A 12313-nucleotide genomic window follows, 5' to 3' on the forward strand; every position below is an offset into this window, starting at 1 on the left:
TTTTTTAATGAAATTATTATCCGGAAATAGCAACAAACCATTAAGCAAGAATATTGCCAAATATCTAAAATCTAAATTAGTAAACTCTAGTATTAGAAATTTTTCTGATGGAGAAATTTATGTGGAAATAAATGAAAATATTAGAGGTAATAGTATTTTTTTAATTCAATCTGTTTCATCTCCTGCAAATGATAACCTTATGGAATTACTGCTATGTATTGATGCACTTAAGAGATCGTCAGCAAAAAATATTACTGCTGTTATTCCGTACTTTGGTTATGCTAGACAAGATAGAAAAGTTGCACCAAGAACCTCAATTTCAGCAAAACTTGTCTCAAATCTAATTACTAAAGCAGGAGCAGATAGAGTTGTTACTGTTGATTTACATGCAGGACAAATTCAAGGATTTTTTGATATTCCAGTAGATAACTTGTTCGCAACACCTATTTTTGCAAGACATGTAAAAAAAAAGATAAAAAGCAAAAATCTAATTTGTGTTGCACCAGATGTTGGTGGTACTGAGAGAGCTAGAGCACTAGGAAAGATTTTAAATGTTGGACTAGCAATTGTAGATAAAAGAAGACCAAAGCCAGGTCAATCTCAAGTAATGAATATTATTGGAGACGTTAAAGGAAAAACTTGTATTCTTGTTGACGATATAATCGATTCAGGCGGTACAATTGTAAACGCAGCTAAGGCTCTTAAAGATAGAGGTGCCAAAGAAGTTTATGTTTACATTACTCACGGTGTACTCAGTGGAGAAGCTGTAAATAAAATTAAAAAATCAGTAATTAAAAATTTAGTAATAACTGATACAATTGATAACATGAACAGAGTTAAAGGTGCTAAAAACATTGAAGTTCTGTCAATTTCAGGTCTTATGGGTGAAGCAATTAAAAGAATATCTAATTCAACTTCAGTATCAGATTTATTCAAATAAATACCTTGAGTTATTAAGGAACTTGAGATAAAAACCTTGTTTTTATGAATTCATTAGACGCTAACATCAGAACTACAAAAACTAAAGGTGAGCTTAATTCGCTGAGGGATAACGGTAATGTGCCCGCGATAATTTATGGTGGTGAAGCTCAAAACGAAAAGATTTCAATATCTAAAAAGGTACTTAAATCACTAATTGAAAATGAAAATTTTTTATCAAGTATCATAACTTTAAATGTTGATGGCAAACCTCAAAAAGCTCTTCCAAGAGAAATAAAATATGACATTATTTCAGATGAACCAGTTCATGTAGACTTTCTAAGAATAGTCGCAGGAATAAAAGTTAGAATTGAAGTTCCAGTAAAATTTTTGAATCATGAAAAATCTCCTGGTTTGAAAAGAGGTGGGGTTTTAAACATTGTAAGAAGAAAAGTTGAGCTAAAATGTCCAAGTGAAAAAATTCCTGAAAATCTTGTAATAGATCTTGATGGAGTTGATATTGGAGAGAGTTTTAAGATTTCTTCTATAAATCTTGACAGTGATGTCACTCCTACTATTCAAGGAAGAGATTTCGTAATTGCAACTCTAGCAGCTCCAACTGTTATGAAAGAACCTGAAAAACCTGCAGAAGCTGAGGCGGCTGAAGGAGAAGGTGCTGAAGGAACAGAAGCGGTAGCAGCTGAGGGTGGAGAGAAACCAGCGGCTGAAGGTGATAAAAAAGAAGGTGAAGATAAAAAACCTGCTGAAGAAAAAAAATAAGTTAATTAAAATTGAATTTTATCCTCCAATACTAATATTTTATGCTTCTACTTGTAGGATTAGGCAATCCAACCCCAGACAGTGAAAACAATAGACACAATATTGGTTTCAAAATCATAGATGCAATAAATAAAAAATTTGGACTTTCAAAACAAAAACCAAAATTTAAAGGACTTCTTACAACTGGTAATGTAGTAGATCAAAAAGTTTACGCTATTAAACCTTTAACATTTATGAATAATTCTGGAATTTGTATTAGAGAATTAATTGAATATTTCAAAATAGATGCTGAGGATGTTATCGTTTTTCATGACGATCTAGATGTAGATTTTGGAAAAATAAAAGCAAAATTTGGTGGCTCTGATGCGGGACATAACGGAATTGCATCAATAGATAAGTTTATTGGCAAAGATTATTCAAGGGTGCGAATAGGAATTGGTAAACCAAAAGATAAAATGGAAGTTAGTGATTTTGTTCTTCAAAATTTTGATGAAGATGAGATGCTTGGATTGGAAAAGATTACCAATAACATCACAGATTCTATTTCAATACTTATCGACAAAAAATTAGATTTATTCTCTAGCACTGTAAATAATAAAAATTAATGAGTTTTAAATGTGGAATTGTTGGTTTGCCTAATGTGGGTAAATCTACACTCTTCAATGCTCTAACAAACTCAAGCAAAGCCCAAGCTGCAAATTTTCCTTTTTGTACGATAGATCCCAATGTGGGAGTAGTCCCTGTTCCAGATGTAAGATTGAGTAAATTATCAGAAGTCTCAAAATCAAAAAAAACAATAAATACAACTATTTCATTTGTGGATATAGCTGGTCTTGTGAAGGGTGCATCTAAAGGTGAGGGATTAGGTAATAAATTTCTGTCCCATATAAGAGAAGTTGATGCAGTTATTCATATGATTAGATGTTTTGACTCGGACGATATTCAAAATGTTAATCCTAATGTTGACCCAATAAGAGATCTTGAAATCATTGAAACTGAGATGATGTTAGCTGACTTAGAATCTATTCAAAAAAGACTTGAAAAAAATAATAAGAAAAATGCAGACGAAGATCAGCTTAAGATTTTAGAGATTGCATTGGACTGTATTAATAATGATAAAGATTTATCAATATTAAATTCTCAATTTAACACAAAACAACTAAATCAAAGTGGTCTTTTATCAATAAAACCAAAGATCTTTGTTTGTAATGTAGATGAGCAAAGCATACAGGATGGAAATAAATACACTAAAAACTTCATCGAAAAATTTGGAAAAGACAACACCCTGGTTGTTTCCGCAGATATAGAAAACCAAATAAATGAATTAGCAGAAAATGAAAAAAAAAATTACATGGATATGATTGGTTTAAAAGATACAGGTTTAAGTATGTTAATTCAAAAGGGGTATAAAATATTAGAACTTGATACATATTTTACCTCTGGACCTGAAGAAACTAGAGCGTGGACAATACAAAAAAATTGTACTGCTCCCAAAGCTGCAGGAGAAATTCATACAGATTTTGAGAAAGGTTTCATTAGAGCTGAAACTATATCTTATGAGGATTTTGTAACTAATGATGGATGGGTAAATTCTAAAGCTAATGGAAAAATGAGATTAGAAGGTAAAGATTATATTGTAAAAGATGGAGACGTGCTAAACTTCAGATTCAACACGTGACCATATCTTTTTCATGCTGAAGTAAACTAGTATTGTTAGAATAATTAAATAAACAATCGCTTTAAAGCCCATCTGATGTCTAGCTTCTAAATGAGGTTCAGCAGACCACATTAAGAAGGTCGTTACATCTTTTGACATCTGTTCTACTGTTGCATTTGTTCCGTCACCATACTCTACTAATCCATCTGATAATGGAGCAGCCATTCTAATTTTATTACCATACATATATTTGTTGTAATAAACTCCGTCATCTAAAGATACGTTGCTAGGAGCTTCTTCATATCCTTGTAATAAAGAATATATGTAATCAACTCCACCACCTCGAGCTTTAACCAAAACAGACATGTCTGGAGGGTATGCACCACCATTTGCCGCTTGGGCAGCTTTTACATTGTCATATGGCATTACAAATTTATCAGATAATTTTCCTGGTCTTGTAAACATTTCACCATCAGAATTTGGACCATCAGTTACTTCAAATGAAGCTGCTATGGCTTTTGCTTGAACTTCAGAGAATTCTGGCCCACCTGGCTCTGCTAAATTTCTATAACTTAAATACTTCATCGAATGACATGAAGCACATACTTCAGTATAAACTTGATAGCCTCTTTGAAGAGAAGCTCTATCAAATTTTCCAAATAGACCTTTAAAACTCCAATCAGTTTTTAGATATTCTGCTTTTTCAGCAGCAAAAGAATATGAATTTGAAGTAATAATAAAGATTATTATAGAAAATAATTTAAATAAATTTTTCACCTTATTCTATTTTACTTTCTTTATTTCTGGCGGCAGCTAAATTTGGCGAACCACCGAGAACAGGCTCAGTAATACTTAAAGGCACTGGTAAAGTTTTTTCTTTAAACCCTAAAACAGGAAGAATAACTAAAAAATGTAAAAAGTAATACGCCGTCGCAACTCGTGCTATCAACAAGTAAAGTCCTTCAGCTGGCATCGCGCCCACATAGCCAAGTATCAAAACATCTGCAACTAATATCCAGTAAAATTGTTTATATAAAGGTCTAAATACTGCTGATCTTATTTTTGAAGTATCTAACCAAGGCAAAACTGCTAAAATTAATATTGCAGATAACATAGCCACAACTCCTAGCAATTTATCAGGAACTGATCTTAATATTGCATAGAAAGGTAATAGATACCATTCAGGTACAATATGAGCAGGTGTTACCATTGGGTTGGCCTCTATATAATTATCTGCATGTCCTAAAATATTTGGTGCGTAAAATACAAAGAAAGCAAACACAATCATGAACATTAGTAGAGCAAAACCATCTTTAATTACAATATATGGATGGAAAGGCACTGTGTCTTTAGATGGTTTTTTTATATCTATTCCAACTGGATTGTTATTACCAGGAACATGTAAAGCCCATATATGTAAAACTACTAATCCTAAAATTAAAAATGGAATTAAATAATGTAAAGTGAAAAATCTAGTTAATGTAGGGTTGTCAACTGAATAACCGCCCCATAACCAAGTAACTATTCCCTCTCCTACCAGAGGAATAGCGCTAAATAAGTTTGTAATAACAGTTGCACCCCAAAAACTCATTTGACCCCATGGCAAGACATAACCCATAAAAGCCGCAGCCATCATTAATAAATAAATTATTATTCCTAAAATCCATATTATTTCTCTTGGAGATTTATAAGAACCATAGAATAATGATCTAAATATATGAATATAGACCGCTAGGAAAAACATTGAAGCGCCGTTTGCATGAATATATCTGATTAACCATCCATAGTTAACATCACGCATGATATGCTCTACACTTTCAAAAGCCATATCAGCATGAGCAATGTAATGCATTGCAAGAGTTAATCCTGTTACAATTTGAGTAATTAAACAAAAAGTTAAAATTCCACCAAATGTCCACCAATAATTCAAATTTTTAGGAGTTGGATAATCTGTTAAATGATTTGCAAGAGTTAATAATGGCAATCGATCATTAAACCATTGTCCTACTTTCGATTTTGGTCTGTAATCATGGTCACTCATTTTTTTTATCCAATTTTAATTGTATTTGCATTAACGAATTCGTATTTAGGTACTTCCATATTCCAAGGTGCTGGTCCTTTTCTAATTCTTCCAGATGTATCATAATGAGATCCATGACATGGACAGAACCAACCATTATAATCACCTTTATCATTTAAAGGCACACATCCAAGGTGGGTGCATACACCTAACATAACAAGCCACTCGGGGTTTTTTGCTCTATCTTCATCTTTTTCAGGATGGATTAAATCCTCCATCTTCACAGATCTTGCTTCATCAATTTCTTCTTGAGTTCTTCTTCTTATAAATACTGGTTTTCCCCTCCATAAAACAGTCAATGTGTTTCCAGGTGTTAATGAACTTACATCAACCTCTGTACTAGCTAATGCTTTAACAGAAGCATCTGGATTCATTTGATCTATCATTGGCCACACTACTGCAGCAGCACCAACAGCTCCTACAGCTGTGGTAGCTGTAAATAAAAAATCTCTTCTTTTTGTTTTTTTTTCAGACACTTTTAGTAGCTTTTATTATTATCTCTTTTTGATTTAAAATAGTTAATATACGAATTCATATAATATAAAATAATTATTTTACTACTGAAAGAATGACACAGAATTCAACAATTTTAGGACCCAAAATAGCTTTGTATGAGCCTGATATACCTCAGAATACTGCTGCAATCATTAGAACCTGTGCTTGTTTGGGTGCTAAACTAGAAATAATTGAACCATGTGGCTTTCTATTATCAGACAAACGTTTTAAAAGAGTGGTTATGGACTATATGGACTATAGTCAAATAGAGTTTTATCAAAGTTCAGATAAATTTTTTGAGGCAAAGAAAAAACAGAGAATCATATTGATGACAACTAAGGGTTCAATAAATTATACTAAATTTAAATTTAAGCCTGATGATACTATTTTGTTTGGAAGGGAAAGTGCTGGTGTACCTGAAAAGATTCATAAAATTATTAAAAATCGTTTAAAAATACCAATGAATAACCAAGTAAGATCTCTTAATATTGCATCGTCTGTTGCCATTGTTTTGGCAGAAAGTTTGCGTCAAATAGAATTAAAATAAAATGGATATTTCAATCAAAAAAGACTTAGCGAGTAATTGGTTTAAGCTATTACAAAATGCAATATGTGACGACATTTTAAAAATTGAAAAAAACAAAGTAAATTTTCAATCAACTTCTTGGAATAGAAGCAGTAAAAAAGATGAAGGTGGTGGTGAATACAGAATACTAAAAAATGGAAAAATTTTTGAAAAAGTAGGAGTAAATTTTTCAAAAGTTTATGGAAAATTTCCTAAGCAATTTCAAAAGAATATACCAGGCGCTAGTAAAGATCCTAGATTTTGGGCATCAGGAATATCAATAGTTATGCACATGCAAAATCCCCATATTCCTGCAATGCATTTTAATACCAGATTTATTTGTACAACAAAGAATTGGTTTGGCGGAGGTATGGATGTAACCCCAGCAATAAAAGATGAAAAAGAGAAGAAAAACTTTCATAAAATATTAAAGGCAATGTGCGATAGACATAATAAAAATTATTATAAAAAATATAAAAAGTGGTGTGATGAATATTTTTATCTACCTCACAGAAAAGAAGCTAGAGGCATAGGTGGAATATTTTTTGACTATAAAAATGATAATTTTGAAAATGACTTTAAATTTGTCAGAGATGTTGGTGTTACATTTCAAATACTATTTAATGAAATAATTAAAAAAAAATTAAAAAGAAAATGGACTTTAAAAGATAAAGAGTTTCAGTATATTAAAAGAGGTCGATACGCAGAGTTTAATTTGCTCTACGATAGAGGAACAAAATTTGGGCTACAAACTGGTGGTAATGTTGAAGGAATTTTGATGTCATTACCTCCGGTTGCAAAATGGAAATAAAAAAATGGATAAAGAGCCAATAACATTAAACGGATTAAATAAACTAAAAGAAGAATTAGTTTTTTTAAAAGAAAAAAAAAGACCTGAGATAGTAGCTGCAATTGCTGAAGCGAGATCCCATGGAGACCTTAAAGAAAATGCTGAATATCATGCAGCTAAAGAAGAACAATCTCATAACGAAGGAAGAATTACAGAAATTAACGATATTATTGCAAGAGCAAATGTTATTGATGTTACAAAACTAAACAATGAAGGAAAAGTAATTTTTGGATCTACAGTTTATTTAGAAGATTTAGATACTGGTGAAAAAATTAATTATAAAATTGTTGGAAGAGATGAGGCAGATTTAAAACAAAAACTGATTTTCTTTCAATCACCAATTGGTAAAGGTTTGATTGGAAAAAATAAAAGTGATTTAGTTGAAATAAATACACCCTCTGGTGTAAAAAATTTTGAAATTAAAGACGTTAAATATATTTAACTTTTAACTATTTGCTGTACTTGCTTATCTGAAATTTGAAATCCATTTTGAACCCAAGTTTCTTCTATTTTTTTTAATTTATTACCTAAAGTTTTACCCTCAGGAATTTGAAATTTAGACATTAGTAGATCAGCCCCTATTGGCAAAGTTGGAATGGTTTTCTTTTTATAATTATCTAATAGTTTAATTAGTTTTTTCTCTACTTTGTTTGAGTTAAAAATTTTAAAATTAATTATATCTATTACAGCCTGCCGCCCATTAAAATAAAAAAGTTTATTCAAATTTTTCTCTGTAAAGCTGTTTAGAGTTACTTTTTCTCTATAAAAAAGATCTATCAATTTTAATCTTTTCTTATCTTTGTTAGATATTTTAAATTTATAAAGAAAATAATCAGCATTATCAGTCCCATCAATCACTAAAAGCGCAATCAAGAATATAAAGTCAATTTTTAAAAAATTCTCTACAGCATAAGAATTTTGTTTTTTAAAATTTTTAATATTCTTTAATTGAGGGAAAATTATTTCTACGAGTTCTAAACTTTCTTTATCTTTAAAGAGTTTTAAAAATCCATTTGAACTAGTTATTTTTTTTAGTTCATCGATTAACCTTTCAGATGATATATTTGAAATTCCATCAATATTTTTTTTTATATTTTTTATTATTTCTGGCTGGTGCTTATGATTTGAGTAATTTAAATAAAATCTTAAATACCTCAAAATACGTAAATAATCCTCTTGAATTCTTTTTTCCGCATTGCCAATAAAATTAATATACCCATCCTCCAAATCTTTTTTACCGTTAAATGGATCAAATAAATTACCATCGCCATCTGCATAAATTGAATTGATAGTAAAATCCCTTCTAGAGGCATCTTCCTTCCAATCTAAAGAGAATTCTACTTCAGCATGCCTTCCATCAGTTGAGACATCTTTCCTTAAAGAAGTAATTTCGTATTTATATTCGTCAATTGTTGCAGTTATAGTTCCGTGTTCAATTCCTGTTTCGTAATAACTTATTTGTTTGTTTTTAAGAGCCTCACAAACTTCCGAGGGAGTTAAATTTGTTGCTAGGTCAATATCATCAACATTTTCTTTTTTTATCACTTTTCTTACACACCCACCCACATATCTGATTTCACTTTTCTCTGAAAAATTATTAATTGCTTCAAAAATTTTATTTGTGGGTGTTGTTAAAGTAATTTGTTTTAAATTTTGACTGATATAATCAAGATTTTTTGATCGGGAAAAAAATTTATCTAAGAAATTTTTCATAAATGGCTGGGGCGCTAGGATTCGAACCTAGGATGCAGGTACCAAAAACCCGTGCCTTACCGCTTGGCTACGCCCCAATACTAGCTTCCTATAACATAAAAATATAAAATTCATATAGTTTTTGCTGTAACACACCAATAATTTTTATATTTTCTTTTAAATTTAGCTTTTGCCAATTTACAACTTTTTAATGAATTATAATAGGCAACAATTGTTGATCCTGAACCAGTCATTCTTACAAATAATGGATTATTTATACTTTCTAAGAACAACTTTATTTTTTTAAGTTTTGGATATTTTTTGAGTGCTATTGTTTCAAGGGCATTTTGTTGATCAATCAAATATTTTACCCCAAACATGTTTTTTTTAGGTTTGTTATATTTTGATTTTGTATACTTTCGAACAGCTGAGTATATTTTTTTAGTTGAGCACCCAAAATCAGGCTTTACTAAATTAGAGTAATATTTTGGAGTATTATAAATCTTTTTTATTCTACCACTTGATGACAACACACAGCTGGATGAAATGGTTCCCAGAATAACATCAGAACCAACCCAGTCACAGATACTTCGAGTTTTTTGATGATTAGGATTAATAATTTTTTTTTTAACCAGATAATTAAACACACTAGCTGCGTTCATCGATCCCCCACCTAACCCAGCTTCTTGAGGGATTAATTTTTTAATTTTAACTTTGAATTTTTTATTTTTTAATAAATTTTCTTTATCTAGTACCTGAAATAATCTTTGAACAGTATTTTTTTTTCCAATATTTTTAGAAAACTTTCCATAAAAAGAAATGTGGTGTTTTTTTCCATTATGTTGATTTATCGAAATAACATCATGTAAATCTATGAAACCAATTATACTTTCAATTTTATGTAAAACCTTTTTTTTTCCAGTGATATTTAATGCTAAATTTAACTTTGCATTAGATTTAATTTTATTAATTTTCATTTAGGAATTTTTAAGACCCTCAATTACTTTAATATTGATTTTTTCCCTCATATCATCTTCGGTATCATCAAAAGTTAATACGTTGTTCCAAAAATATCTTGCTTGAATTTTTCGATTTAATTTCCATAAAATGTCTCCATAATGATCATTCACGATTGGGTCATCTGGCATTAATTCTACAGCTCTTTTTAAATACTTTTCTGCTTCTACATAGTCCTCTATTAAAAAATAAGCCCATCCAATTGAATCAATAATATATGGATCATTGCTTTTTAAATCATATGCTGTTTTCAACATATCCATTGCTTCATTAATTTTATAATCACGCTCTAACCAAGAGTAAGCAAGGTAATTTAAAATATATGCATCACTAGGATCAATTTTAAGCGCATGCAACAAATCTTCATCTGACTTTTCATAATTGCCCATTCTTTCATAACTACCGCCTCTACGATATAATACATCTGATTTAATTAGTGAATTGTCATCCAGTGTTAAAATAATTTCTGTATAACGATCTATTGCCTTTTGATAATTTTTAGAATTCTTATAAAAATTGGCTAAATCAAAAATCATTTTTATATTTGGATTTTCAATTTTATTAAATTTTGAATCTATGTATTTAATTCCATTTTCATAATCCTGTTCTTGAATTATTATTTGAGCTTCTTTTTTTAATCTAAACCAATAATAAAATTCATCTTCTTTTTTAAAGTTTTTTAAGATCCTTTGTACTTTATCAAATTCATCATTGAGATAAAAATTTTCTGCAACCAATGACAAATTAAATTCAAACTTGGGGTTTAAATAATTTGACAAATTTAAGTAAAAATTTGATTTCTCAAAATTATCCTGAGAAGAATAAAGATTAGAAATTAAAAATAAAAACTCACTTACAAGATCATTATGATCTTTGCATGAAAAAATTTTTCCAAAATCACCGAATTTTTCTTTGTCTACCCAACTTTTGCTTTGTGAAAGTAAAAGTGTTGAATTTATATAATCAATTTGTTCAACAACTAATCTTGCTTCATTTAATTTATTGTTATCAATTAAATGATTAAGATAAAAGAAAATGTATCTTGAATAATCACCTTGTTGATTATTTATTAAATTGAGAAAAAATGACGAAGTTCTTTTATCTTCAATATAACATCTTTGGAATGTCTCGGCTATAAGAGACAGGTTTCCAAAATTTTTTTTGTTATCTAATATTTTTTTATTTTTAAATGTATAAATGTACTGTTTTAGAGTTTCAAATATAACTAGGTTTATTCTATTTTCATCTTGAAATTTTAAACTTTGTGTTAAATATTCGTCAGCCTTTTTAAAGTTATTTTTTTTTAAACTGTCAATTATTAAAATTATATACGCATCATAAAAATCTGAATTAGATTTGTTTGCATTATTATTTAATACATTAATTGCTTGAGGTACTTTGTTATCTAAAACTAAAGAGTTAACATATCTTTTTAAATAACTGTCATGTTTGTTAATTAATACTCTGGTTAAGTTAAAAAATTTTAAAGCTTCAGAATTATCTCGATTTTCAAATGCAACAATTCCAGAAAAATAATTTGATAAATCTCTTGAGTTGAAATCATTAAAAGTAGCACTTTTAGAATATAAAGGTGTCTGATAAGATATGAATATTAATAGTACTAATTTTAGATATTTTAGGAACATGCAACCATACTATGACTAAAAAAGTGATAAATCAAAATAGCAAATTAAACCAAGAGCTAATTAATACTATTGAGCCAAAATTTATATTCGCAGATAAACCAATAAATAGATTTAATATTTTAGAAACGAACAATGGCACCCTGCAAATTAATAAAGAAGAATTACTTAAAAATTTAAAAGATCAAATAAATTCAATTGAAAATTGTAAATTGAAAGAAAATTCAAACAAAATTATTTTAGGTGAGGGAAATATAAATAGCCCTTTAATGTTAATTGGAGAGGCTCCTGGGGCTGAAGAAGAAAAGTTGGGTGTCCCATTTAGAGGTGAAGTTGGGGAACTTCTTAACAAAATGCTTATAGCCATCAATATTAAGAGGCAAAATATTTACACTAGTTATGCAATCAATTTTAGACCACCTGATGATAGAAAACCAACCTCAATTGAAATTAAAAGATACTCAGTATTTTTGAAAGAGCATATATCAATTATAAACCCAAAGATTATCGTTTTAATGGGTAGTTCAGCAATGGAGGCTATAACAGGAATAAGCGAAAAATTCAAGCAAGATATTTTTGGAACAACGTATTAACTTTTGATGATACCGAAGATGAT

Annotated in this window: 14 protein-coding genes and 1 tRNA gene; 8 read left to right on the forward strand and 7 right to left on the reverse strand. The window is 29.6% G+C overall.

Annotated features, from left to right (window positions below):
* Positions 1–7 precede the first annotated feature (7 nt).
* Genes AMO08_RS03790 through ychF form a run of 4 tightly spaced genes read left to right on the forward strand, consistent with a single transcriptional unit; the run spans position 8 to position 3376 of the window.
* Entirely contained in the window at positions 8–940 is a 933-nt protein-coding gene (locus AMO08_RS03790; RefSeq protein ID WP_075485330.1) for a ribose-phosphate pyrophosphokinase, read from the forward strand.
* 44 nt (positions 941–984) lie between these two features.
* Positions 985–1698, forward strand: coding sequence for a 50S ribosomal protein L25/general stress protein Ctc (locus AMO08_RS03795; protein WP_075485332.1), 714 nt, complete (start codon positions 985–987; stop codon positions 1696–1698).
* Between the two features lie 41 nt (positions 1699–1739).
* Entirely contained in the window at positions 1740–2303 is a 564-nt protein-coding gene (gene pth, locus AMO08_RS03800; protein ID WP_075485334.1) for an aminoacyl-tRNA hydrolase, read from the forward strand.
* On the forward strand, positions 2303–3376 hold the full coding sequence (gene ychF / locus AMO08_RS03805) for a redox-regulated ATPase YchF (protein ID WP_075485336.1): 1074 nt from the start codon (positions 2303–2305) through the stop codon (positions 3374–3376). The genes pth and ychF overlap by 1 nt, the downstream gene beginning before the upstream one ends.
* Here the strand turns inward: ychF and AMO08_RS03810 are convergent.
* The 3 genes from AMO08_RS03810 to petA are packed head-to-tail and all read right to left on the reverse strand — an operon-like array spanning position 3353 to position 5911.
* The gene (locus AMO08_RS03810; RefSeq protein ID WP_425304633.1) at positions 3353–4093 is read right to left on the reverse strand and encodes a cytochrome c1; all 741 of its coding nucleotides are present in this window, start codon (positions 4091–4093) and stop codon (positions 3353–3355) included. The two genes, ychF and AMO08_RS03810, sit on opposite strands and share 24 nt — an antisense overlap.
* A gap of 40 nt (positions 4094–4133) precedes the next feature.
* Complete coding sequence (locus AMO08_RS03815) at positions 4134–5396, reverse strand: cytochrome b (protein WP_075485340.1); 1263 nt, start codon at positions 5394–5396, stop codon at positions 4134–4136.
* Between the two features lie 5 nt (positions 5397–5401).
* The gene (petA, locus tag AMO08_RS03820; protein WP_075485341.1) at positions 5402–5911 is read right to left on the reverse strand and encodes a ubiquinol-cytochrome c reductase iron-sulfur subunit; all 510 of its coding nucleotides are present in this window, start codon (positions 5909–5911) and stop codon (positions 5402–5404) included.
* 92 nt (positions 5912–6003) lie between these two features.
* Between petA and AMO08_RS03825 the strand changes: the two genes are divergently transcribed.
* The 3 genes from AMO08_RS03825 to greA are packed head-to-tail and all read left to right on the forward strand — an operon-like array spanning position 6004 to position 7787.
* The gene (locus AMO08_RS03825; protein WP_075485343.1) at positions 6004–6477 is read left to right on the forward strand and encodes a tRNA (cytidine(34)-2'-O)-methyltransferase; all 474 of its coding nucleotides are present in this window, start codon (positions 6004–6006) and stop codon (positions 6475–6477) included.
* 1 nt (position 6478) lies between these two features.
* Positions 6479–7306, forward strand: coding sequence for an oxygen-dependent coproporphyrinogen oxidase (gene hemF / locus AMO08_RS03830; protein ID WP_075485346.1), 828 nt, complete (start codon positions 6479–6481; stop codon positions 7304–7306).
* 4 nt (positions 7307–7310) lie between these two features.
* Positions 7311–7787, forward strand: coding sequence for a transcription elongation factor GreA (gene greA, locus AMO08_RS03835; RefSeq protein ID WP_072090793.1), 477 nt, complete (start codon positions 7311–7313; stop codon positions 7785–7787).
* Here greA and AMO08_RS03840 read toward each other — a convergent pair.
* The 4 genes from AMO08_RS03840 to AMO08_RS03855 form a co-directional block, all read right to left on the reverse strand.
* Complete coding sequence (locus AMO08_RS03840) at positions 7784–9058, reverse strand: CCA tRNA nucleotidyltransferase (protein WP_075485348.1); 1275 nt, start codon at positions 9056–9058, stop codon at positions 7784–7786. The genes greA and AMO08_RS03840 overlap by 4 nt on opposite strands.
* A 3-nt stretch (positions 9059–9061) precedes the next feature.
* Positions 9062–9135, reverse strand: a tRNA-Gln gene (locus AMO08_RS03845).
* A gap of 33 nt (positions 9136–9168) precedes the next feature.
* The gene (locus AMO08_RS03850) at positions 9169–10014 is read right to left on the reverse strand and encodes a GHMP family kinase ATP-binding protein (RefSeq protein ID WP_075485350.1); all 846 of its coding nucleotides are present in this window, start codon (positions 10012–10014) and stop codon (positions 9169–9171) included.
* Positions 10015–11700, reverse strand: coding sequence for a tetratricopeptide repeat protein (locus AMO08_RS03855; protein ID WP_075485352.1), 1686 nt, complete (start codon positions 11698–11700; stop codon positions 10015–10017).
* 11 nt (positions 11701–11711) lie between these two features.
* Here AMO08_RS03855 and AMO08_RS03860 point away from each other — a divergent pair, with 11 nt between their 5' ends.
* A complete protein-coding gene (locus AMO08_RS03860) occupies positions 11712–12290 on the forward strand; it encodes a uracil-DNA glycosylase (RefSeq protein WP_082255019.1) in 579 nt (192 codons plus the stop codon).
* The last annotated feature ends 23 nt before the right edge of the window (positions 12291–12313 follow it).

The sequence above is a fragment of the Candidatus Pelagibacter communis genome, from assembly GCF_001180205.1.
GTDB lineage: Bacteria > Pseudomonadota > Alphaproteobacteria > Pelagibacterales > Pelagibacteraceae > Pelagibacter > Pelagibacter ubique_O.

Excerpts from the sequence above, each read along its gene's own strand:
- AMO08_RS03815 (WP_075485340.1), bottom strand. The coding sequence starts at position 5,396 with ATGAGTGACCATGATTACAGACCAAAATCGAAAGTAGGACAATGGTTT.
- AMO08_RS03855 (WP_075485352.1), bottom strand. The coding sequence starts at position 11,700 with ATGTTCCTAAAATATCTAAAATTAGTACTATTAATATTCATATCTTAT.
- AMO08_RS03795 (WP_075485332.1), top strand. The coding sequence starts at position 985 with ATGAATTCATTAGACGCTAACATCAGAACTACAAAAACTAAAGGTGAG.
- AMO08_RS03840 (WP_075485348.1), bottom strand. The coding sequence starts at position 9,058 with ATGAAAAATTTCTTAGATAAATTTTTTTCCCGATCAAAAAATCTTGAT.
- AMO08_RS03860 (WP_082255019.1), top strand. The coding sequence starts at position 11,712 with ATGACTAAAAAAGTGATAAATCAAAATAGCAAATTAAACCAAGAGCTA.
- AMO08_RS03790 (WP_075485330.1), top strand. The coding sequence starts at position 8 with ATGAAATTATTATCCGGAAATAGCAACAAACCATTAAGCAAGAATATT.
- AMO08_RS03825 (WP_075485343.1), top strand. The coding sequence starts at position 6,004 with ATGACACAGAATTCAACAATTTTAGGACCCAAAATAGCTTTGTATGAG.
- ychF (WP_075485336.1), top strand. The coding sequence starts at position 2,303 with ATGAGTTTTAAATGTGGAATTGTTGGTTTGCCTAATGTGGGTAAATCT.
- AMO08_RS03850 (WP_075485350.1), bottom strand. The coding sequence starts at position 10,014 with ATGAAAATTAATAAAATTAAATCTAATGCAAAGTTAAATTTAGCATTA.
- hemF (WP_075485346.1), top strand. The coding sequence starts at position 6,479 with ATGGATATTTCAATCAAAAAAGACTTAGCGAGTAATTGGTTTAAGCTA.
- greA (WP_072090793.1), top strand. The coding sequence starts at position 7,311 with ATGGATAAAGAGCCAATAACATTAAACGGATTAAATAAACTAAAAGAA.
- pth (WP_075485334.1), top strand. The coding sequence starts at position 1,740 with ATGCTTCTACTTGTAGGATTAGGCAATCCAACCCCAGACAGTGAAAAC.